The following is a 22,943-nucleotide window of genomic DNA, read 5'->3' on the forward strand; positions in this document are numbered from 1 at the left end:
AAGGGGTGTGACGATGCTCGCGCGACGGATACGGGCCGGCCTGAGGGGCTGGGGCGGAGTCGGTGCGATGGCGGTCGTCTGCGCCCTCGCGCTGGCCTTCGCGCTGCTGCTGCCGTGGACCCAGTCGCACGGCGACGGCAGCACCGGCGTCGGCGGCCCGGGCGTGGCCGACGGCACCCCGGCGGCCGACTCGCCGTGCGAGGACCCGGAGAAGCAGACGCTGTCGCCGTCGGCCGCGGACGGCCCGACGATCGCCGCGATCAAGGCCCGGCAGGGCGAGAAGCGCAAGCTGATCGTCGGCGTCGACCAGAACAGCTACCGCTGGGGCTACCGCGACCCCAACACCACCGGTGCCGCCCTGGAGGGCTTCGACATCGACCTGGTGCGCCGGATCGCCCAGGACCTCCTCGGCGACCCCGACGCGGTGCAGTTCAAGGCCATTCCGACCAACCAGCGCATCCCGGCGATCCAGGAGGGCCGGGTCGACATGGTCGTGCGCACGATGACGATCGCCTGCGACCGCATCAAGGACGTCGCCTTCTCCGCCCCGTACTTCAGGACGGGCCAGACGGTCCTCGCGCCCAAGTCCTCGACGATCACCGGCTACAACGACACGCTGGCGAAGAAGAGGGTCTGCACGGCGGCCGGTTCGACGGCCAGCACGCGGCTGACCGAGGACCGCAGGACCGGCAGGCTGCCCGCCACCACCGACATCTCCGCCACGGTGCCCAACCAGCTCGACTGCCTGGTGCGGTTGCAGCTCGGCGAGGCCGACGCGGTCGTCACCGACGGCGCACTGGCGGCGAGCCAGGCCGCCCAGGACCCCACGGTGGAACTCAAGGGCGACCCCTTCACGACCGAGTACTACGGGGTGGCGATGAAGAAGGAAGCCGACGATCTGGTACGCCGGGTCAACCAGATCCTGGTGCAGTACCGGGCGAACGGCTGGCAGGCGTCGTACGACAAGTGGCTGTCGGCGACACTGGGTGAGGACGCGGCGACCTCGAAACCGCCCGCCCCGCAGTACCTGCGCACGAGTTGACGGACCGACGGGCGGGCGGCGGCGGACCGAGCGAGAGACCGACACAGCAGCGAGAGGTGATCGATGGGCGTCACGGGACCCCCCGGGCCGGTAATGGACCGGGACGAGGTGGACCGTGCGCTGGCCCGGCTCGGCCAGGAACACGAGGCGATCGAGACCTCGCTGCTGGCCCTCCAGGACCACGCGGGCCGCAGACTCCTCGAGGGTGCCCGGCTCACCGGCGTCACCGAGGCGCGCTGGGCGGACACGGAGGCGTCGATCACGCTGCTGTGGGCGTACTTCGACGCGTACACGGACGCGTTGCGCTCCGCCCGGGAGATCCGCTCGCGGCGCCGCTGGTCCAGCCGTGAGGACCTGGTGGAGCTGACGGAACTGCTGCGCGGCGAGTCCGTCACGGTCGCCGGCTCGGCGCTCGCGGGCGCGCCCGCACCGCACGGCGCGGGCCTGCTCAGCCAGAGCCTGTCCCTCACCGAGCTGGTCGACCGGATGAACGAGCTGTACGCCTCGTCGCTGGACATGGTCGTCGCCGCCGACGCGGTGTGGTCGGCGCTGCCCGCCCGGATCGATTTACTGGCCGCCGAACTCCAGCGCACCCGGCAGCTCGCGCACTCCGTCGGCGTACGCCCGGGTGAGCACCCGGCGGGTGACGACCTGGAGCGCATCACGCGCACGCTGACCCGGCTGCGCGAGCAGGTGGTGTCCGACCCGCTGGCGTTCTGGGTGCCCGCGCAGGGCAGTTCGGCGCCCGGCGGAGGCCGCCCCGACACCACGGTCTACGACCGTGAGGCGCGCGCCCTGGAGGACGTTCGCCGTGAGATCGACGCGGTTCTGACGGTGCGTCAGGATGCGGAGAAGCGGCTGGTGAGACTGCGGGACGTGCTCAGCCGCGCCGACCGTACGCTCGCCGAGGCCAGGACCGCGCGCGGCGAGGTGCTCGCGAAGATCGCCGCGACGGAGGTGCCGGTCGTCAGCGGCCCGCCGACCGCGCTCCAGGAGCAGCTGGCGACGGCCGCCGAGTACCGCCGGCAGGCCCAGTGGCACCGGCTGTCCCCGCTGCTCGAGTCCCTGGAGCGGAAGGCGGAGGACGAACTGCTGCGCGCCCGCGAGTCGTTGACCGCGGTCACCGCGCCGCTGGCGGTCCGCGCGGAGCTGCGCGGCCGTCTCGACGCGTACAAGGCGAAGGTCGCCCGGCACGGCCTCGCGGAGGACCCGCTGCTCGTCGAGCGGTACGACGCGGCCCGCCGCATGCTGTGGAGCGCGCCCTGCGACCTGCGCGTCGCCGAACAGGCCGTCCTGCGCTACCAGCAGGCGGCCGCCGAACTGCTCACCGTCCCACGGGTGCCGGAGCAGGGCGGACCCCAGGACCGTAGGGGGGAGTCGAGGTCATGAGTCAGGCAGGGCAGCCGTGCCAGCGGCCGGGCTGCGACGGGGCGTACGAGGACATGGGCGGCGGCGAGCTGTACTGCGACACCTGCGGTCTGGCCCCGGTCGTCTCGGCCGGGGGTCCCCCCTCTGGGGGAGGACTGGTCGCCTCACCCCCCACCGGGGTGACGGGCGGCGGCAAGGGCTCGGCGGGCAGCGGCAGTTCGCGTCCCAGCGCCCGCAGCACGCGGACGTCCTCGCAGTCGGCGAAGTCGCGCCGTTCGGTGTCGGGACGCCTCTCCCGGTCGCTGTCGGGCACGTCGACCGGCCGCTCGGTGTCGGTGCGCAGCTCCGGCTCGACGGCCGGCTCCTCCGGGCGCGCCCGGCTGGGCGTCGGTCTGGTCACGGTGCCGCAGGTGCCGAAGCCCGACCCGCGCGCGATGGTCCTCGACAACCCCGAGGTGCCCGAGCGCAAGCGGTTCTGCTCGCGCTCGGACTGCGGTGCCCCGGTGGGCCGTTCCCGCGGTGACCGGCCGGGGCGCACGGAGGGCTTCTGCACCAAGTGCGGCCATCCGTACTCCTTCGTGCCCAAGCTGAAGGCCGGCGACGTCGTCCACGGCCAGTACGAGGTCGTGGGCTGTCTGGCGCACGGCGGTCTCGGCTGGATCTACCTGGCCGTGGACCGCGCGGTCTCCGACCGCTGGGTGGTCCTCAAGGGCCTCCTCGACACCGGCGACCAGGACGCGATGGCCGCGGCGATCTCCGAGCGCCGCTTCCTGGCCGAGATCGAGCACGCCAACATCGTGCGGATCTACAACTTCGTCGAACACCTCGACCAGCGCACCGGCTCACTCGACGGCTACATCGTCATGGAGTACGTCGGCGGCAAGTCCCTGAAGGAGATCGCCAACTCCCGTCGCACCCCCGAGGGCAAGCGGGACCCGCTGCCGGTGGAGCAGGCCTGCGCGTACGGCATCGAGGCCCTGGAGGCCCTCGGCCATCTGCACAGCCGCAACCTGCTGTACTGCGACTTCAAGGTCGACAACGCGATCCAGACCGAGGACCAGCTCAAGCTGATCGACATGGGCGCGGTGCGCCGGATGGACGACGACGAGTCGGCCATCTACGGCACGGTCGGCTACCAGGCGCCGGAGGTCGCGGAGGTCGGCCCGTCGGTGGCCAGCGACCTCTACACGGTGGGCCGCACCCTCGCCGTCCTCACCTTCGACTTCCAGGGCTACACCACCGTCTACGCCGACTCGCTGCCCGACCCGGACGGCATCGAGGTCTTCCGCCGGTACGAGTCCTTCTACCGGCTCCTGGTCCGCGCCACCGACCCCGACCCGGCCCGCAGGTTCGCCTCCGCGCAGGAGATGGCGGAGCAGCTGACGGGTGTGCTGCGCGAGGTCGTCTCGCTGCAGAGCGGCCGGGCGCGGCCCGCGCTGTCGACGCTGTTCGGGCCCGAGGTGAAGGTCACCGACACGGAGTTGGTCCCCACGCTGGACGGGGAGGTGTCGCGGCTGGGAGCCCGGCCGGCCGGCCCGCCCCGGGCGGCGGTCGGTTCGGGCGTGCGCACGCCGGCGGTCGGTTCGGGCGTGCCCACGCCGACGGTCGTCACCCCCGGCCTGGTCAAGCCGGTCAACGCCCCCGCGGCCGCCCTCGCGCTGCCCGTCCCGCACGTCGACCCGGGCGACCCCAACGCCGGGTTCCTCGCGGGCCTGTTGACCTCCGCCCCGGCAGAGCTGATCACCGCCCTCGCGGCCGCGGCCGCGCCCTCGGTCGAGACCCGGCTGCGGCAGGTCCGCGCCTGGCTGGAGAACGGCGACTGCGACGCCGCCCTCATGTCCCTGACCAAGCTGGAGGGCGAACGGCCCGACGACTGGCGGGTCGTGTGGTACCGGGGCGTGGCCGCACTGGTCACCGGCGACCAGGAGGGCGCCGCGCTCGCCTTCGACGCGATCTACGACGCCTTCCCGGGCGAGCCCGCGCCCAAGCTGGCGCTCGGTCTGTGCGCGGAGATGCTGGGCCAGTTGGACAACGCCGCCGAGTACTACCGGCTGGTGTGGTCGACCGACCCGAGCTATGTGAGCGCCGCGTTCGGCCTGGCCCGCGTCCAGCTCGCGGCCGGCGACCGCAGAAGCGCCGTACGGACGCTGGAGTCGGTGCCGGAGTCCTCCATCCACTACACCGCCGCCCGGGTCGCGGCCGTCCGCGCCCGGCTCCGGCAGCGGACGGCGGCCGCCTCCGACGTACCCTTTCTGGAGGACCTCACCGCCGCCGCGGCACAGGTCGAGGCGCTGGACGCGTACGGGCTGGACCCGACGCGGCGCGAGCAGTTGTCGGCCGAGGTCCTCGGCAGCGCCCTGGACTGGATACTCTCCGGTGGCCAGGGCGCCGGCCCCGGCGCCCGGCGGGTGCTGCTCGGCAGCGACCTGGACGAGCGGGGGCTCCGCTTCGGACTGGAGCGTTCGTACCGCACGCTGGCCCGGCTGGCGACCGGCGGTGAGGAGAGGATCGACCTGGTGGAACGTGCCAATCGTTACCGCCCCCGGACGTGGGTGTAGTTGATGTCCCAGATGCCCCGGCAGGCCGCCCTGCCGACGTGTCCGAGCTGCGCGGAGCCGCTCGACGCGGGTGACCGCTTCTGCGGAGCGTGCGGATACGACCTGTCCGCCGTACCGCCCCGCCCGCACGACAACCCGACCCTCACGATGAACGGCTCCGCGAGAGTGCCGCCGGGCGCGGAGGCGCGGGGCGCCGAAGCGCTGGGCACGGAGGCTCGGCGCCCGGAAGCGCTGGGCGCGCCGGCTCCGGGCGCCCCCGCGTGGGGCCCCGGCATCGGCGCCACACCGCCTCCGGGCACCGGCCCGAGCGGCACACCTGCGCCCGGCCCGGGCTTCGGCGGGGTGCCGTCCCCGGGTGCGGTCATGAGGGGTGCGGCGTCGCCGGCTGCGGGCATGGGCGGTGTGCCGTCCCCGGCTGTGGGCAGGGGTGGTGCGCCTGCGCACGGCTCCGGCTTCGGCGAGGCGTCGTCCCCGGGCGCCGGCATGGGCGGCACACCTGTGCACGGCTCGGACTTCGGCGGTACGCCGTCCTCGGCTGCGGGCATGGGCGGCACACCTGCCCCCGGCTCCCACCTCGGCGGTACGCCGGATCTTCCGGCCCCCGGCGGAAGCGGTGTGCCCCTCCCCCCTTCGGCCCCGACCGCACCGCCCGCCGCGGCCCATGTTCCGCCGGGCGGACCCGTGCCGCCGGGCGGCAGTCCCGTACCGCCGGGTGGTCCCGTGCCTCCCGGGGAACCCGTGCCTCCGGGCGGCAGCGACCCCGTGCCGCCGGGCCCCCCGGCCGTCCCTCCGCCGGCCCCCGTCACCCCAGCGCCCGGTGTTCGTTTCGATCGGCCGGCGGAGCCCGAGGAGTACCCCTTGCAGGCACCCGACCCCCGGGTGGCCGCCGAGGCCGCCGCGGTGACCGACAGCGGCAAGGTGTGCGTGGCCTGCCGTGCGGGCCGGGTCGACGACGACGGCTACTGCGAGAACTGCGGGCACGCCCAGCCGCGCGAACGCGACCACATGGAGCAGGAGTCGGGCCCCCTCGCCGCCGTCAGCGACCGCGGCCTGCGCCACCACCGCAACGAGGACGCCTTCGGCATCGGCCACACCGCGCTGCCCGACGGCTCGCCCGCGCTCGTGGCCATCGTCTGCGACGGCGTCTCCTCCGCGACCCGCCCGGACGACGCCTCACTCGCCGCGTCCCGGGCGGCGAGCCAGTCGCTGCTGACGGCCCTGCCGCAGGGCACGCACCCGCAGCAGGCCATGCACGACGCCATCGTCGCCGCCTCGCACGCGGTGAATGCCCTCGCCGAGGAGCCGGCCACGGCTCGGGAACACGCCCCGCACCAGAACGCCCCCGCCTGCACCCTCGTCGGCGCGGTCGTCACCGCCGGCCTGCTGGTCGTCGGCTGGGTCGGCGACAGCCGCGTCTACTGGGTCCCGGCGGACCGCAACTCACCCCCGGCCCGGCTCACCGAGGACGACTCCTGGGCCGCCCAGATGGTCGCCGCGGGCCTGATGAGCGAGGCGGAGGCCTACGCCGACGACCGCGCCCACGCGATCACCGGCTGGCTCGGCGCCGACGCCTACGAACTGGAGCCGCACACCGCCTCCTTCAAGCCGGACCGCCCCGGTGCGGTGGTCGTGTGCACCGACGGCCTGTGGAACTACGCCGAGGCGGCCGAGGAGATGGCCGAGGCGCTCCCCCTCGACGCCTCCGTACGCCCTCTGCACGGCGCCCGGGTGCTCGTCGGTCACGCCCTGGACGGCGGCGGGCACGACAACGTAACAGTGGCGGTCCTGCCGTTCCCCGCCCCCGCGCAGGGGGCAGGATCGGCCTGAGGCCGCGCACAGCACGGCGCAGTCACTTCGCACACGTCGCACACGTCGCGCAGGCCGCGCACTTCGCACGGGTCGTACACGGGGAAGCAGCGGCGGACCGGAGGGGACCGGTCCGTCCACCGTCATCACCCCACGACCGTGGGGTTCCGAGGGGGATGTGAGTAGGCATGGCCAATTTCTCGAAGTCGAACGTGCCGCAGTTCTCGGTGGACGTCTACCAGAACGAGTACCTGCCGGAAGGCGGCCGCGAGGTCAACGCGATCGTGACGGTCACCGCCACCGGCGGCGGCACGATCGGCAGCGCCGTCGCGGCACCGCACCTCTACTCGCCGGGCCGGGGCCCGTCCGCCGCCGTGGCGATCATGGTCGACTGTTCGGGCTCGATGGACTACCCGCCCACCAAGATGCGCAACGCGCGTGACGCCACGGCCGCCGCCATCGACACCCTGCGCGACGGCGTGCACTTCGCGGTGATCGGCGGCACGCACGTGGCCAAGGAGGTCTACCCGGGCGGCGGGCGCCTAGCGGTGGCCGACGCCGGCACCCGCGACCAGGCCAAGCAGGCCCTGCGCCGGCTCAGCGCGGGCGGCGGCACGGCGATCGGGACCTGGCTGCGCCTGGCCGACCGCCTGCTGTCCACCGCCGACGTCGCCATCCGCCACGGCATCCTGCTCACCGACGGCCGCAACGAGCACGAGTCGCCACAGGACCTGAAGGCCGCCCTGGACTCCTGCGCGGGCCGTTTCACCTGTGACGCCCGCGGCGTGGGCACCGACTGGGAAGTGAAAGAAGTCACAGGGATCGCCTCCGCCCTGCTCGGCACCGCCGACATCGTCGCCGACCCGGCCGGCCTCGCCGCCGACTTCACGCAGATGATGGAGACGGCGATGGGCAAGGAGGTCGCGGACGTCGCCCTCCGGCTGTGGACCCCGGTCGGCACCGGCATCAAGTTCGTCAAGCAAGTCGCGCCGACCGTGGAGGAGTTGACCAGCCGGCGCACCGAGTCCGGCCCGCGCTCAGGGGACTACCCGACGGGCTCCTGGGGCGACGAGTCCCGCGACTACCACGTGTGCGTGGAGGTCCCGGCCGCCCACCTCGGGCAGGAGATGCTGGCCGCCCGGGTCTCGCTGGTGATCCCGCAACCCGACGGCACGGTCCAGAACCTGGGCGCCCAGGGGCTCGTACGGGCGGTGTGGACCGACGACATGACCGCCTCCACCTCGATCAATCCGCAGGTCGCGCACTACACCGGGCAGGCCGAACTGGCCCAGGTCATCCAACAGGGGCTGGATCTTCGCAAAGCGGGCGACATGGACGGAGCAACGGCCAAACTGGGCCGGGCCGTTCAGCTCGCGAGCGCCTCGGGAAACGCGGATACTGCGAAACTGCTTGCGAAGGTGGTGGACGTGGTCGATGCCACGACAGGTACTGTGCGATTGAAGGCCAAGGTCGCGGAGGCAGACGAGATGACCCTCGAGACCCGGTCCACCAAGACTGTTCGTGTAAAGAAGTGACCTAGTAGGACCCTAGTGGGACACCGAAGGAAAGGGGGACGCGCCGACATGCCGACCTGCCCGAACGGACACCAGTCGGGTTCCGACGACTGGTGCGAGGTCTGCGGTCACCGCATGGCCGGTGCCGTACCGCCGCCCCCTCCCCCGCCGACGGCCGGCGGCGGGTACGGCTTCCCGCCGCCCCCGCCCGGCCCCGGTGGCCGTCCCGACGGCCGTCACCCGTCCGCGGTGCCGAACGCCGAGCCGGAGCTGTGCCCGCAGTGCCGTACGCCCCGTGAGGGCGGTGCGCCGTTCTGCGAGGAGTGCCGGTGGAACTTCCTGACCAACACGGCGACCTCGTACACCCCGGCCGCCCCGCGCACGCCGGGGCCGGCGGGTCCCGGCGGACCGGGTGGTCCCGGCGGTCCCGGCGGTCCCGGCGGTCCGGGTCCCGGTGGTCCCGGCGGTCCGGGTCCCGGTGGTCCCGGTGGTCCCGGTGCGCGGTTCCAGCCGCCGCCCCCGTCGTTCGGCAACAGCGACTCCTTCGAGTACCAGAGCTCCCGTCCGTCCCAGGTGAACCGTCCCGCCGAGCCGATCCCGCCGGGCCCGCCCTTCGGCGGTGAGCCGTCGCGGCCTTCGGGTCCGGGCGGTGGACAGCAGCCGTTCGGGCGTGAGCCGGGTGGTCCCGGCGGTCCGGGTGGTCCGGGCGGTGGGCAGCCGTTCGGGCGTGAGCCTTCGGGTCGGGGTGGCCCCGGCGGCGGTCCGGGTGGTCCCGGCGGCGGTCCGGGTGGTCCCGGCGGTCCGGGTGGTCCGGGTGGTGGTCCGTCCGGTGGCGTCTTCGGGCGTGAGCCGTCGGGTGCGCCCGGCGACCCCTTCGGACGCGGTCCGTCCTCGGGCCCGTCCGGCGACCCGTTCGGGCGGGAGCCCTCGGGCCCGTCCGGGGACCCCTTCCGGCGTGAGCCGTCCGGTCCGCCCTCCGCGCCCTTCGGACGCGAGCCCTCCGGTCCCGGCGGCCGTCCTCCCGGCCCGCCCGGCCCCGGTCCTTCGGGTCCCGGCGGTCCCGGTGGCACGGCTCCCGGCGCTCCGCAGGCCTTCCAGCCGTCCGGTCCCCCCGCCCCGCCCGGCTACCCGCAGGAGACCGGCCGCCCCCAGCCGGGCGGTCCCTCCGGCGGCTTCGGGGGTGACGACGACTGGGTGATCTCCCCGCCGTCCCACACCGCCCCCGGCGGTCCGGGCGGCCCCGGTGGCGCCCAGGGCGGTGGCTACGGCTATCCGCAGACCGGTGCCACACAGGCGCCGCCCCCGCCCGGCCCGGCGTTCCCGCAGCAGCCGGCGACCTGGATGGCGACGATCGGCCCGGACCGCGAGTACTTCATGGCGATGATGCAGCGCTCCGGCCCCGAGGCCGCGGGCCTGAACCTGCCCGCGTACTCGCCGGAGCAGCAACGCACGCTCACCGGCAACCAGATCACCATCGGCCGCCGCCGCCACTCCACCGGCGAGACCCCCGACATCGACCTGTCGGTGCCGCCGGAGGACCCGGGCGTCTCGCACCAGCACGCGGTGCTGGTGCAGCAGCCGGACGGCAGCTGGGCGGTCGTCGACCAGAACTCGACGAACGGCACGACGGTCAACGGCTCGGACGAGCCGATCCAGCCCTTCGTGCCGGTACCGCTGCGGGACGGCGACCGGGTGCACGTCGGCGCGTGGACGACGATCACGATCCGCCGGGGCTGAGTCCGGCGTCACGACCGGTCCGGCATCAGGCGTCACGTCCGGTCCGGCATCAGGCGTCACGTCCTGCCCGGCATCAGGCGTGACGCGCGTGCCGTCAGGCGTTAGGTCGCGTGCGTCAGGCGTCACGTCCGGTGTGATGTCCGGCTCACGTCCGGGTGTCACGGGAGGGGCCAGGCGTACGGCCCCTCCGGCTCGTCCAGCCACGCCCACGCGTGCTCGCCGCCGACGGTGATGCCGTACCGCTCCCGTCCGGGCCTGCCCTCGCGCTCCCACAGGGCGTGCGCCTCCTGCGGGTCGAGGATCCCCCGGGTCAGGGCGAGCAGGAACCGGAACAGGTCGCTCCCCCTGGCCTCCTGCGGCACTCCGCCCAGTGCCACCGGCTCCGGCTCGCGCCGGTCCGCCCCGCGCAACGGCACGAAGAAGGCCGCGGTCTCCAGGAAGTTCCCCTCGGCGTGCCCGGCGTCGCGCACCGTCAGCGCGGCCAGGCCGGTGGCCAGTGGCGTCAGGATGCGGGCGCCCGGACGGCACTGGGCGAGCCAGGCACGCGGGACGGACGCCAGCTGGCAGGTGGCGATGATCCGGTCGAAGGGCGCGCGCTCCGGCACCCCGCGCGCCCCGTCCCCGGTGACGACGGCGGGGTGGTACCCGGCGGCGGCGAGATGCCGGCGGGCCGACTCGGTGATCTCCGGATCGAGGTCCACGGTGGTGACCCGTTCGTCCCCCAGCCGGTACGACAACAGGGCCGCGTTGTACCCGGTGCCGGCGCCGATCTCCAGCACCCGGTCGCCCTCCCGCACCCGCAGCTCGGCCAGCATGAGGGCCATCAGGGAGGGCTGGCTGCTGGAGGAGAGCAGCTCGCCGTCGCGCAGCCGGGTCGCCAGCGGCGCGTCCTCGTACGCGCCGATCACCCAGCGCTCCCGGACGGCCGGGTCGGGGCTCTCCCCCCAGCGCCGCTCGTAGCCCCCGGCTCCGGCCACGTAGTAGTACGGAACGAAGAGGTGGCGCGGGACGGCGGCGAAGGCCTCCTTCCACGCCGGATCGGCGGCGAAGGCCCCGCTCGCCTCGATCTCCCGCACCAGCGCCGCCCGCTCGGAGGCGGCGAGCTCCGCGAGGTCCTGGTCGTCGTCCCGGTCGAGCTCGTGCGTGCCCATGCCTCCACTGTGCTGCGGGACACTGCGGGAGGCGAGCGCCGCAGCTCATCCGGGGCGCCCCGGCCGGGCGGACTCCCTGGACCGGACCGCAGGTCCTAAGCCTTGAGTCCTCGGTCCCGCCGTCTGAGACCATGGGGGACGTGAAAGAGATTCGGCGCGGCACGCTTCAGGAGCAGACCTTCTACGAGCAGGTCGGCGGGGAGGAGACCTTCCGCCGGCTGGTCCACCGTTTCTACGAGGGAGTCGCCGGGGACCCGGTCCTGCGGCCCATGTATCCCGAGGAGGACCTGGGCCCCGCGGAGGAGCGCCTGGTGCTCTTCCTCATCCAGTACTGGGGCGGCCCGACGACGTACAGCGAGAACCGCGGCCACCCCCGGCTGCGGATGCGGCACGCCCCCTTCGTCGTGGACCGCGCGGCGCACGACGCCTGGCTGAGGCACATGCGGGACGCGGTCGACGAGCTCGGCCTGTCGGAAGAGCACGAGCAGACGCTGTGGAACTACCTGACGTACGCGGCGGCCTCAATGGTGAACACCGCGGACTGACCACGGGCGGCGCGGGCGCGCTCAGCGCACGCTGAGATCAAGACCCCCGAGCCCGGACCGGCGCACGGCGATCGACCCGTACGGCGTCCGCAGCCGCAGCCACGCACCGCAGGAGAACAGCCCGGCGTCCTGGGGCGCGGTGACCGTCGGGCGCAGGAAGCCCAGCGACTGGGCCGCGTGCACGGCCCGCACGGGCAGGCCGGTGTCCCCGACCGTCCGGGACCAGATCTCCCGCCCGATCCGGTCGAGTTCGGCCCGCGTACGCCGCTCGGGCGCCAGCTCCTCGGTACGGCGCCGGAACTCGGCGACCGCCGCACCGACCATCGCGCGCAGCGCGTCCGGTGCGGGCAGTCCCGTCTCCGGCCGCCAGCCGACGCGCGGCGGCAGCACTCCGGTCCACGGAGGCCCGGTCACCGCTGCGGGCACGGCGGCCGTCGCCGCCGCCTCGTCCACGCGCTCCAGCAGTTCACCGGCGGACACGGTCACGTCCAGCGTGACGTCGAGTCCGTCCTCGTAGGGCTTGGCCAGCCGGACCGCCCGGATCGCCAGGACCTCGAAGGACGGCGGCCGTCCGAAGACGGCCAGCGCGGTGCCGGCCGCCTGAAGCCGTACCGCGGCTCCACGGTCGTAGTGGAGCAGCCGGGAGAGGAAGGCCGAGAAATCCGCCGCCTCCCCCTCGTCGGCGAGGTGGAGCACCGTCATGCGGCGACGGCCTCCTCGTCCTCGTCCCGGTACTCCTCGAGGAACGCGCGCTCCTCGTCGGTGATCCGACGGGGCCGCTGCGCCGCGAAGTCGAACGGCACTATCACCGTCGACGCGCGGACGTAGACCTGGTCGCCGTCCTTCACCTCGTAGGCGATGGTGAAGGACGCGGCCCTGACCTCCGTGACCCACAGCTCGATGTCCACGGGGGTGTGCCGGTGGACGAGCTGCCGTTTGTAGTCGATCTCGTGGCGTGCCACCACGGACCCCTGCTTGAAGTCCTTCTCCGGGCGGAACAGGAAGTCGATCCGCGCTTCCTCCAGGTAGCGGAGGAAGACCACGTTGTTGACGTGGCCGTACGCGTCCATGTCCGCCCAGCGCAGCGGGCAGCGGTAGATGTGCCGCAAGATCAGCCCCGGGTCAGCTTCTTGTAGGTGGCGCGGTGCGGACGCGCGGCGTCCGGCCCGAGCCGCTCGATCTTGTTCTTCTCGTAGGACTCGAAGTTGCCCTCGAACCAGAACCACTTGGAGTCGCCCTCGTAGGCGAGGATGTGCGTGGCCACGCGGTCGAGGAACCACCGGTCGTGGGAGACGACGACGGCGCAGCCGGGGAACTCGAGCAGCGCGTTCTCCAGGCTCGACAGCGTCTCGACGTCGAGGTCGTTGGTCGGCTCGTCGAGCAGCAGCAGGTTGCCGCCCTGCTTGAGGGTGAGTGCCAGGTTCAGCCGGTTGCGCTCACCGCCGGAGAGGATGCCGGCCGGCTTCTGCTGGTCGGGACCCTTGAACCCGAAGGCGGAGACGTACGCGCGGGACGGCATCTCGACCTGGCCCACGTTGATGTAGTCCAGCTCGTCGCTGACCACGGCCCAGAGGGTCTTCTTGGGGTCGATGTTCTCGCGGCTCTGGTCGACGTAGGAGATCTTGACGGTCTCGCCGACCTTGATGCTGCCGGAGTCCGGCTCCTCCAGACCCTGGATCATCTTGAAGAGGGTCGTCTTGCCGGCGCCGTTCGGGCCGATCACGCCGACGATGCCGTTGCGCGGGAGGGTGAAGCTGAGGTCGTCGATGAGGACCTTGTCGCCGAACGCCTTGTTGAGGTTGTTGACCTCGACGACCACGCTGCCCAGACGCGGGCCCGGCGGGATCTGGATCTCCTCGAAGTCCAGCTTCCGCATCTTCTCCGCCTCGGCGGCCATCTCCTCGTAGCGCGCCAGACGCGCCTTGGACTTGGCCTGCCGTCCCTTGGCGTTGGAGCGCACCCACTCCAGCTCGTCCTTGAGCCGCTTCTGCCGCTTGGCGTCCTTCTGGCCCTCGACCTTGAGGCGGGTGGCCTTGGTCTCGAGGTACTTGGAGTAGTTGCCCTCGTAGCCGTGGAGACGGCCGCGGTCGACCTCGCAGATCCACCCGGCGACGTTGTCGAGGAAGTACCGGTCGTGGGTGACGGCCACGACGGTGCCCGGGTACTTGGCGAGGTGCTGCTCCAGCCAGTTCACGGACTCGGCGTCGAGGTGGTTGGTGGGCTCGTCGAGCAGCAGCAGGTCGGGCTGCTCCAGCAGCAGCTTGCACAGCGCCACGCGGCGGCGCTCACCACCGGAGAGGTTGGTGACGGGCCAGTCGCCGGGCGGGCACCCGAGCGCGTCCATGGCCTGCTCCAGCTGAGCGTCCAGGTCCCAGGCCTCGGCGTGGTCGAGCTCCTCCTGGAGCTTGCCCATCTCCTCCAGCAGCGCGTCCGAGTAGTCGGTCGCCATCAGCTCGGCGATCTCGTTGAACCGGTCGAGCTTGCCCTTGATCTCGGCGACACCCTCCTGGACGTTCTCCAGGACGGACTTCTCCTCGGTCAGCGGAGGCTCCTGCAACAGGATGCCGACGGTGTACCCCGGCGACAGGAACGCGTCCCCGTTCGACGGCTGCTCCAGCCCCGCCATGATCTTAAGGACCGTCGACTTACCGGCGCCGTTCGGACCGACGACGCCGATCTTCGCTCCCGGCAGGAAGTTCAGGGTGACATCGTCGAGGATCACCTTGTCGCCGTGCGCTTTGCGCGCCTTGCGCATGGTGTAGATGTACTCAGCCAAGAGAAACCGTCCGGCAGCTTGAAATCAGGCAGTGGGCAGATACACCCCATCTTGCCTGACCGCCACCCTTGGGTGGTAACCCGTGCGATGGGGGGCCTCTGACCTGGGGCTTCATCGGAGGCGACGGTCGGCCGCCGGTCACTGCCGATCGTCGTCGACCGGCCTCGGACACCTCCGCACGGCCCACGGACGACCCGGAAATCCACCACTGGACGGGCCCGGCCCCGGGCAGGGTGGCACGCGGCGCCATGACCACCAGCTGGAGCACGTCGGCGGCCTCGCCCAAGCGGACGGGCGCTCCCGGGCCGTCGCGGCGGGGCCGCCGCCGGATCACGCTTCCCGGACTCGCGTACCGCGGCGCCGCTCGACGCGGTGGTCGCGGGCAGGCGCACCGGCTTCGGGCCCACCGAACCGGCCCTGATCCGCGCGCCGGCCGTCCGGGCGGCCGACGGACCGGACCCGGTCGGGGCGGCCGACCCGCCCGGGACCCGGACCCAGCCCTACTCGCGCACCTCGGTCTCCTTCCGCCCCACCAGCAACAGCACCGCTCCGCCGATCACGACCAGGCCGATCGCCGTACCGGCGATGAGGGGGGTGGCGTGGGAGCTGCCCGTCTGGGCGAGGTTGGTGGTGGTGGGGGTGGTGCCGCCGACCGTGGCGGGGCTGGGTTCGGCGAGGGTCTGGGTGGTGACGCCGGTTTCGTCGGCCTGGGTCTTGCAGTCGAGGACGCCGGTGAAACGGTTTCCGATGCTCTGGGGGCCGTTGATCGTGAAGTCGTAGGCCTGGTCTTCCTGGAGGGGGATCGTCACCGTCCGGGAGGTGCCGGCCGGGATGGTGTGCCGGATGCCCATCAGGTCGAAGGTGAAGTCCTCGTCGCCCTGGTTGACCGCGGTGATGTCCACTCCGCTCACGGCGCAGTTCTTCGCCGCGGACAGTGCCGGCAGGGCGCCCTTCTCGGCCCAGGTCGCGGTCGCCGTCGCGGACACGGTCGACTCGCTGGAGCCGGCCAGGATCTGCGTCTGGCTGCGGCTCTCGGAGGTGAAGGCGCGGCCGACGGGGACGGTGGTCGATGCCTGGACGGTCAGTTGGGCCGATCCGGCGGCGGCGTCGGCGGGCACGTCGAAGAACAGCTGGCTGCCGTCCGTCGCGGAGGTGACGTCCTTGCCGTCCTTGCCCACGATCCGCACCCCGCTGATGGCGGCGTCCAACGGGGGCGCGACCGTGACCGCGCTCGCGTTGGTGCGGACCGTCACCGGGCCGAGCAGTTCGCCGGGTCGGCCGGAGACCGCCGACCCGTCGAGGGTGAGTGAGGCCTCGGGCTCGGCCACGTCCCGCGCGGCCTTCTGGAGGTAGTCGGCGAGCTGCTCGGCCTGCGGGTCGACGGCGTCGACGTCCGCGCCGTCGGAGTACCGCCAGATCGCCACCTGGGTGCCGGCCGCCGCGTCCTGCTCGGTGAGGCCGCCGTCGACGCCGGCCTTCTTCGCCAGGCTGGCGAGGTCGTTGACCTGCGGGTAGGAGTTCTGCAGGATCCAACGGATCCTGCCCGCCTCCCTGTTGACGCCCAATGAGGTGCCGCTCCACGGGGTCTCGTGGTACTGGGCGTCCTTCTGCGTGGGGTTGTACAGGTCGACGCAGTAGGTCTGCAGGGTGCCGCCGCCCTCGACGGACATCTCGAACAGGCCCGCCGAGACCTCCTGGTCCCCGCTGTCGTCGTGGACCACGGCGGCGCCGTACGTCTTGAGGCCGCCTATGGTCGCCGTCGCTCCGCCCTGGTGCGTCGTCCCGTCGGCGACGGCCGTGCCCGCGGTGGCGACGACCATGGCGGCGACGAGTCCGGACACCAGCGTCCCGGCGGCGAGGCGCGCTGCCCCTCGCCTGCGCGTGAACGGCACGGAGAACGAAGAAATCACGTAATTCCCCTTCGAGCAGGACCCGTTGACGTGGGGGGTACGGTCCCACCAGCAGAATCAGAAGCCCCGAGAGCCACGTCCGGCATCCTAGAGACGCGACGCGCCACGGTTCCCGGTCATCTCTTCGGAGGGACGATCCGAATCGGAATCGTTATCCCAAGATCGTCCGTGAGCTGGGCTTATCGACAAATCCACCGGGCTGATCGGGGTGGATCCGTCGATAAGCCGCTGTTCGGTCACACGGGGGCGTCTTCTGACATCACGTCATCGCCGCCGGCTCGCGTCGCTGTGGGGTGTCGTGCGGCGGGGAGTCCCCGGCCGGCATCTCCCAGCTGGGCTCGGGCTGCGGCGGCGCGCCGGCCGCCGTCGGCTCGGTGCGGCCCGCGCGACGGAAGGCCGACGTGCCCCGGGCGAGGTCGTGGCCGATCGCCACGGCGTCGATGTCGGCCGACGTCCAGCTCTGTCCCTCCCGCACCTCGGTGCGCACCTTCAGCCGGCCCTGCACCATCACCGGGTCGCCCACGTTCAGCGACGCCGCCGCGTTCGTCGCGAGCTGGCGGTTGGCCCACACCGTGAAGAAGTTGGTGTGCCCGTCGGTCCAGGTGCTCTTCTCGCGGTCCCAGTAGCGCGAGGTCACCGCCAGCCGGAACCTCGCCGACGCGCCCGCCGACAGCTCCCGGTACACCGGCTGCGTCGCCACGTTCCCCACCGCGCACACCATTGTCTCGTTCATCGTCGCCAGCCCCTCCCTCGCCCGGCCCTCCGGCCGGGCGGATACACGTACGGGCCCGTCCCGTACGGCTGCGTCCGACACGACGGCCGCCGCGTTCGCCGCGATCGCCGTGCCGTCAGACTGCCGCCGCCGGGCCGGGCCCGCAGAGCGCTGTGGACAACCCCGGGCCTGTGGAGAACTCCATCACCCGGACAGGGGATCCGCGTCGCACCGACCGCGGATCGCCACCTCACCCCGCCCCACCCCGAGGCCTCACCCCGCCCCACCCCGAGGCCTCACCTCGCCACAGCCCCGACCCCCGTCACCCGCCCGTACTGTTCCCGGACTTCCCGGTATCGCAGCAGCTCCGCGGCCACCGGATCCAGGACCCTCGCCCGGCCGCAGCCGGCCGCCGCCTCCCGCAGGCGCCGTTCCGCGTCCTGGCCGTATCTCCGTGCCGGGCCGCGGGCCGCCATCCGGCAGCTCCACTCGACGAGCGGGCCACCGACGATGCCGGCCACCATCAGCAGCACCGGGACGCCCAGGTTCGGTGACATGACCCCGGCGATCTGGCCGACCAGCCACAGGCCGCCGATCACCTGAAGGATCGTCATCGCCGCCTGTGCCAGAACGGCCACCGGCCACCAGCCCGGCCGCGGCGGCCGCCCCGGTGGCAGCCCGGCCTGTACGGCCAGCTCGTCCAGCGCCTCGGGCAGCCCCTGGGCACCCCGGACGGCCGCCTCGCGCACGGCCTGGGCCCACGGCACGGGCAACCCCGACGAGGCCCGTTCGGACACCGTCCGCACCGCCTGTTCGACGCGCTGGCGCGCCGTGACCTCCTCGTCGGCCTGCGCACGGACCGGGATGCTGCCGGTGGGAGAGTCACCCCGGCCCTGGCACCACCGCCACAGCCGCAGCCACGGCGTCCCGCACGCGCGGTTGGCGTTGCGCAGCCAGGCGCGTTCGGCGGCCTCGCCCGCGGCGGTGGCGCCCACCGCGTCCGCGAGCCGGGCGGCGAACTCGTCCCGCGCCTCCTCGCTCAGGCCCGTACGCCGGCCCGTGGCGTAGACGGGCCGCAGCTGCCACGCGGCGGCGTCCACGTCGGCCGAGATGCGCCGCGCCGGAGCGCGGCGTTCCGTGACGAACTGGCCGAGCAGCTCGCGCAGTTCCCCGACGCCGTCCCCGGTGAGCGCGGACAGCGCGAGTACGGTCGCGCCGGGCTCGCCGTGCTCGCCGAGGGCGATGCCGTCCTCGTCGAGCAGCCGCCGCAGGTCGTCGAGGACCATCTCGGCGGCCTCGCCGGGCAGCCGGTCGACCTGGTTGAGGACGACGAACATGATCTCCGCGTGGCCCGCCATGGGCCGCAGATAACGCTCGTGGAGGATGGCGTCGGCGTACTTCTCGGGGTCGACGACCCAGATGACGGCGTCGACGAGCGCCAGGATGCGGTCGACCTGCTCGCGGTGCTGCACGGCCGCCGAGTCGTGGTCGGGCAGGTCGATCAGGACGAGGCCGCGCAGCTGGGCCTCCGCCTCCGCGTTCTGCACCGGTCGCCGGCGCAGACGTCCCGGGATGCCGAGCCGGTCGATGAGGCCCGACGCGCCGTCGCTCCAACTGCACGCGATGGGTGCGGCGGTCGTCGGCCGTCGCAGGCCCGTCTCCGAGATGGGCACCCCGGCGAGCGAGTTGAACAGCTGGGACTTGCCGCTGCCGGTGGCGCCCGCGATGGCGACGACGGTGTGCTGCCCGGAGAGCCGGCGTCGCGCCCCGGCCTCGTCCAGGACCCGGCCTGCCTCGGCGAGCGTCTTGCTGTCGAGCCGGGCGCGGGAGAGCCCGACGAGTTCGCGCAGCGCGTCGAGGCGGGAACGCAGGGGACCGTCGTAGGCGAGCGGGGGCACGGTCTGCGGGCCACTGGTACGGATCTCCGCGGTGGCCGCGACCTGCTCGGCGGCGGAGATCTCGTTCACGCGGCGCGCGATGAGGCCGTCGTCCCAGGCCTCGGCGGAGTCCGGGTTCCCGGCGGGGGCGTGGCCGCCGCCGTCGCGCCCCCGTGGGCGACGGTCCTCTTCCCGCACCCCCGCGTGCCCGTCCTCCTCACGCCCAGGCGCGCGACGCCCGCCTGCCCACCCACGCCCGGGACCGTCGCTCACCCGCGCGCGCGAGCGATCGTCGGCCTGCTGGGTACGTGAGCGATCGTCGGCCTGCTGGGTACGTGAGCGATCGTCGGCCTGCTGGGTACGTGAGCGATCGTCGGCCTGCCGGCCGCGTGCGCGATCGTCACCTCTCCGCACCGGCGGGTGCTCGTCACCGGGCTTCTGCGCAGGCGCGTGCTCGCCGTTCTTCCGCACGCCCGCATGCCCGTCGGCGTGCTCCACGCGCGCGTGCCGGTCACCGTTCTCCACGCGCACACGCTCCTCACCGTTCGCCACGCGCACGTGCTGGTGACCGTTCCGCACGCGCGGGTGCTCAGGGCCGGGCGGCGCGTGCGGGTGCTCCTGGCCGTCCTGCATCCGCGGGTGCTCCCGGCCGGTCGGCACGCGCTGGTCCTCATGGCCGGTCGGCACGCGCGTGCGACCGTCGCCGTCCCCTTGCCGTGCGGGGTCACCGGGTTCCGCCACGGGCGCGGGGACGACGGCGTCCCCGACACGCGGGTGGTTCCCCTCCCCGCGACCCTCGTCACAGGCATCCCGCTGGTCCCCCGGATCCCGGCCGGCCTCGCCTTCCCCGTCCCCTCCCGCCATCTCGACCCTCTCCGCCCGCTCCGCCCGCTCCGCGTCCTCCTGACCCGGCGCCGCGTCGTCGATTTCCGGCTCGGCCTCCCCGGAGGGCCCCTCCACGGTGTGCTCCCCGGTGCTGCCGTTCGCCTCCTCGTCCGCCTCGGGTTCGGCCGCCGGGGTGGTGGCCGGGGCGCCGGTGTGATCGGCGTTTTCCGTGTGGTCCTGGTTCGTGACGGCGGTCACCGGTCACCTCTCCTTCTGCAGTACGGACAGCGCGGCGATGAGTTCGGCCTGGGGCTCGGCGTGGACGTCGAGCTCGTCGAGCGGTGCGAGCCGGCGTTCGCGTTCGTTGTGCATCACCCGGTCCAGGTGCTCGGTGAGCAGGCGTCCGCCCCGGTCGCGCAGCCGCAGCGCGCCGTGGGCGCCGATCCGCTCGGCGAGCCCCTCGCCCGCCGCACGCGCCCTGCGGCCGCCCAGCAGGGCGGTGGCGACGAGGGCGGCGACCTGTTCGGGGGCCGGCGCGGGCCCGCGGTCCAGCTCGCGCACCTCCTCCTCGGCGTACTCCTCCAGCTCGCGCCGCCAGCGTCGTACGGCCATGCCGATGCGGTGTTCGGCGGTCTCCAGGGACGGGTCGCGGGCCAGGAGGGCCGGGGCGCCCGAGGCCGGTTCACGGCGCCAGGCCTCGTCGATGCGTTCGTCGGCGGCGGTGACCGCGCACAGCAGGAGCGCGGCCAGGCTCTCGGCGAGGGCGTCGAGCAGTTCGCTCGCGGTGCAGTCCAGCGGGAAGGCCCGCCAGCGCTTCAGGGCGTCCCCGGCGAGCACGGCCCCGCTCTGCAACCGCCCCCGCACGCGCGCGTACTCGCTGTCGTACGCCAGGTCGACGGCCGAGGTCAGCCGTAGTGCGGCCGCGTACTGCGCGGCGGCGGCGCCGGCCAGTTCGGGCATGCGGGACTTGAGGGAGTTGAGGACACCGTGCGCCGTACGGGCCATCGCGCGGTGGCGGGCGGCGGGATCCTGGGCGTGGTGGAGCAGCCAGCTCCACAGCGGTGCCACGGCGCTCGCCGGCAGCAGCCCGCCGCCCCCGGCGGACTCGGGCAGTTCGGGCACGGTGAAGCGCGGTACGTCGCCCAGCCCCGCCTTGGTGAGCAGGGCGCCGTACTGCCGGGACACCTCGGCGACGACCTGGTGGGGCACCCGGTCGAGGACGGTCACGAGGGTGGCGTCGTACTCCTTGGCGGTGCGCAGCAGGTGCCAGGGGACGGCGTCGGCGTACCGCGCGGCCGTGGTGACCATCACCCAGATGTCGGCGGCGCAGATGAGTTCGGCGGCGAGGACGCGGTTGTCGGCGACGAGGGAGTCGACGTCGGGCGCGTCGAGGAGGGCGAGGCCGGGCGGGAGGGTCTCGGCGGTTTCGATGCGCAGGACGCGTCTGCCGTCCTCGCCGGGCAGCAACAGTTCGTCCGTGGGCTCCTGGTGGGGCACCCACACGCGCGTGAGGTCGGGCAGCACCCGCATGCCGCTGAACCAGTGATGGTCCTCCGGATGGCACACCAGCACCGGAGTCCGTGTCGTCGGCCGCAGCACACCCGCCTCGCTGACGCGCCGCCCCACGAGGGAGTTGACGAGCGTCGACTTGCCCGCGCCGGTGGACCCGCCCACGACGGCCAGCAGTGGCGCTTCGGGCTGTCGCAGCCGGGGCACCAAGTAGTCGTCTAGCTGGGCGAGCAGTTCGTCGCGGTTGGCACGCGCGCGTGGAGCCCCCGCCAGAGGCAGCGGGAAGCGTGCGGCGGCGACACGGTCGCGCAGGGCGGAGAGTGCGTCGAGCAGCTGAGGCCGTACGTCCAAGGTCACCACATGCGAAGAATGCCCAATTTCAGGGGATTTATGAAGCATATAGGCATGCCTGCGCGCCGATAGGACACAAGGGACGGAAGAGACAACTGGGACATGGGCACAGCCGAGGCATAACGAGTGCACAACACCCGGGGCTCAGGACGCCAAAAGCGGTGCACGATTCGTACCTGCCTGCGATTATCAGGACCGCTTCACTGAACCTCCACATTGAGCCACGGAGGCGAAGCACTCGGGACAAGGAACCGGGAGCCCTATCCTTGTCCCCGGCAACGTCGCGGATCAGCCCACACCCGGGCACCAGGTACGAGGCCACCACACCGGCCCCCGTAGCTCAGTGGATAGAGCAGGCGCCTTCTAAGCGCTTGGCCGCAGGTTCGAGTCCTGCCGGGGGCGCACAGACCCACTCCCACTCGTTCGGCCGCCGTCACACGCCCCCGGCGTACGCGGCCACCGCGGCCGACGCGTCCCGCTGGTCGAGCCGCACTCCGCACGCCCCCACCAGCGCGACCGACGCCGGATGCGCCCCGTCGACGGTCATGTCCGCCAGGGCGAGGTCGGGCCGTGGGCCCAGTCGCTCGGGCCAGGTGAGGACGGCCGGCGGCGCATCCGGAGCGGACACCACGAGCGCGCGGGGCGACACGCCCAGGCCTACGCCGAGCGCCTTCAGTACGGCCTCCTTCCGCGTCCACGTACGCAGGAAGGCCGCCTGCCGCCCGGCGGCCGGACGAAGGGCGTGCAGGGCCGCCAGTTCGGTGTCGCTCAGGGCGATCGGCGCCGCCGTGCCGACGTCGAGACCGGCCGCGTACTCCTCGGCGTCGAGGCCCACCGCCGCGCCACGGCAGACGGCGACCCCGACCACCCCACCGCTGTGCGTGACGGAGAAGTCCAGGTCGGCGTACTCGGACTCGCGCGGTACCGCCAGTTCCACCTTGCCGTGGGGGCCACCGCAGCGAGGGCACACGCGGCGCAGGGGGACGTCCGCGGGAGGCAGGCCGAGCAGCTCGCCCAGGGCGAGGCGGCTGAGCGCGCAACCGACCAGAAATCGACCCCGGTCGGCGGCGTCGACAGTGGCGTCGTACCGGGCACGCTCCACCGGATCGAGCAGCGCGAGGAGTCCCGCGTGCCCGTCACCCAGGCGCGCCCACCACACCTGCACCGCCGTCGGCCCAGTCACATGCCCTCACCCTGATCCGATGATCGCCCAAGCCCCACGGCCCGCGACCCACGTCCTACACTCCTGCTCGCCCCGCACG

General features: G+C 73.3%; 16 protein-coding genes and 1 tRNA gene. 8 read left to right on the forward strand and 9 right to left on the reverse strand.

Annotation, left to right across the window (positions count from 1 at the left end; genetic code table 11):
- Positions 1-13: 13 nt before the first annotated feature.
- The 6 genes from ACF1A1_RS33455 (at position 14) to ACF1A1_RS33480 (ending at position 10,025) form a co-directional block, all read left to right on the forward strand.
- A complete protein-coding gene (locus tag ACF1A1_RS33455; RefSeq protein WP_392004960.1) occupies positions 14-1,042 on the forward strand; it encodes a glutamate ABC transporter substrate-binding protein in 1,029 nt (342 codons plus the stop codon).
- A 63-nt stretch (positions 1,043-1,105) separates the two neighbouring features.
- Positions 1,106-2,431 carry a hypothetical protein gene (locus ACF1A1_RS33460; RefSeq protein ID WP_392004962.1) on the forward strand — a complete coding sequence of 442 codons (1,326 nt, stop codon included), beginning with the start codon at positions 1,106-1,108 and terminating at the stop codon, positions 2,429-2,431.
- On the forward strand, positions 2,428-4,968 hold the full coding sequence (locus ACF1A1_RS33465; RefSeq protein ID WP_392004964.1) for a tetratricopeptide repeat protein: 2,541 nt from the start codon (positions 2,428-2,430) through the stop codon (positions 4,966-4,968). Before ACF1A1_RS33460 ends, ACF1A1_RS33465 begins: the two co-directional genes overlap by 4 nt.
- Before the next feature lie 543 nt (positions 4,969-5,511).
- Entirely contained in the window at positions 5,512-6,795 is a 1,284-nt protein-coding gene (locus tag ACF1A1_RS33470; protein WP_392005008.1) for a PP2C family protein-serine/threonine phosphatase, read from the forward strand.
- A gap of 167 nt (positions 6,796-6,962) precedes the next feature.
- A complete protein-coding gene (locus tag ACF1A1_RS33475) occupies positions 6,963-8,309 on the forward strand; it encodes a VWA domain-containing protein (protein WP_392004966.1) in 1,347 nt (448 codons plus the stop codon).
- A 48-nt stretch (positions 8,310-8,357) separates the two neighbouring features.
- Complete coding sequence (locus ACF1A1_RS33480) at positions 8,358-10,025, forward strand: FHA domain-containing protein (RefSeq protein WP_392004968.1); 1,668 nt, start codon at positions 8,358-8,360, stop codon at positions 10,023-10,025.
- 158 nt (positions 10,026-10,183) lie between these two features.
- Here the strand turns inward: ACF1A1_RS33480 and ACF1A1_RS33485 are convergent, their stop codons facing one another.
- On the reverse strand, positions 10,184-11,176 hold the full coding sequence (locus tag ACF1A1_RS33485; protein ID WP_392004970.1) for a methyltransferase domain-containing protein: 993 nt from the start codon (positions 11,174-11,176) through the stop codon (positions 10,184-10,186).
- Positions 11,177-11,307: 131 nt separating this feature from the next.
- Here ACF1A1_RS33485 and ACF1A1_RS33490 point away from each other — a divergent pair, with 131 nt between their 5' ends.
- Positions 11,308-11,721, forward strand: coding sequence for a globin (locus tag ACF1A1_RS33490; protein WP_392004972.1), 414 nt, complete (start codon positions 11,308-11,310; stop codon positions 11,719-11,721).
- Positions 11,722-11,742: 21 nt separating this feature from the next.
- Here ACF1A1_RS33490 and ACF1A1_RS33495 read toward each other — a convergent pair whose 3' ends face one another.
- The 7 genes from ACF1A1_RS33495 to ACF1A1_RS33525 form a co-directional block, all read right to left on the reverse strand.
- Entirely contained in the window at positions 11,743-12,423 is a 681-nt protein-coding gene (locus ACF1A1_RS33495; protein WP_392004974.1) for a hypothetical protein, read from the reverse strand.
- Positions 12,420-12,830, reverse strand: coding sequence for an acyl-CoA thioesterase (locus tag ACF1A1_RS33500; RefSeq protein WP_392004976.1), 411 nt, complete (start codon positions 12,828-12,830; stop codon positions 12,420-12,422). Before ACF1A1_RS33500 ends, ACF1A1_RS33495 begins: the two co-directional genes overlap by 4 nt.
- A gap of 2 nt (positions 12,831-12,832) precedes the next feature.
- Positions 12,833-14,497, reverse strand: a complete 1,665-nt coding sequence (gene ettA / locus ACF1A1_RS33505) for an energy-dependent translational throttle protein EttA (RefSeq protein WP_392004978.1) — start codon at positions 14,495-14,497, stop codon at positions 12,833-12,835.
- Between the two features lie 500 nt (positions 14,498-14,997).
- Positions 14,998-16,407 carry a TQXA domain-containing protein gene (locus tag ACF1A1_RS33510; protein ID WP_392004980.1) on the reverse strand — a complete coding sequence of 470 codons (1,410 nt, stop codon included), beginning with the start codon at positions 16,405-16,407 and terminating at the stop codon, positions 14,998-15,000.
- Between the two features lie 259 nt (positions 16,408-16,666).
- Entirely contained in the window at positions 16,667-17,140 is a 474-nt protein-coding gene (locus ACF1A1_RS33515; RefSeq protein WP_392004982.1) for a single-stranded DNA-binding protein, read from the reverse strand.
- A 275-nt stretch (positions 17,141-17,415) separates the two neighbouring features.
- Positions 17,416-19,629: a YfjP family GTPase gene (locus ACF1A1_RS33520; protein WP_392005009.1), complete on the reverse strand. Its 2,214-nt coding sequence runs from the start codon at positions 19,627-19,629 to the stop codon at positions 17,416-17,418.
- 453 nt (positions 19,630-20,082) lie between these two features.
- Complete coding sequence (locus ACF1A1_RS33525; RefSeq protein ID WP_392004984.1) at positions 20,083-21,690, reverse strand: dynamin family protein; 1,608 nt, start codon at positions 21,688-21,690, stop codon at positions 20,083-20,085.
- A 320-nt stretch (positions 21,691-22,010) separates the two neighbouring features.
- On the opposite strand from ACF1A1_RS33525, the gene ACF1A1_RS33530 reads away from it, so the two are divergent.
- A tRNA-Arg gene (locus ACF1A1_RS33530) sits at positions 22,011-22,083 on the forward strand.
- Positions 22,084-22,114: 31 nt separating this feature from the next.
- Here ACF1A1_RS33530 and ACF1A1_RS33535 read toward each other — a convergent pair.
- Complete coding sequence (locus tag ACF1A1_RS33535) at positions 22,115-22,864, reverse strand: 4'-phosphopantetheinyl transferase family protein (protein WP_392004986.1); 750 nt, start codon at positions 22,862-22,864, stop codon at positions 22,115-22,117.
- Positions 22,865-22,943 lie beyond the last annotated feature (79 nt).

The sequence above is a fragment of the Streptomyces sp. NPDC014995 genome, assembly GCF_043080745.1.
GTDB lineage: Bacteria > Actinomycetota > Actinomycetes > Streptomycetales > Streptomycetaceae > Streptomyces.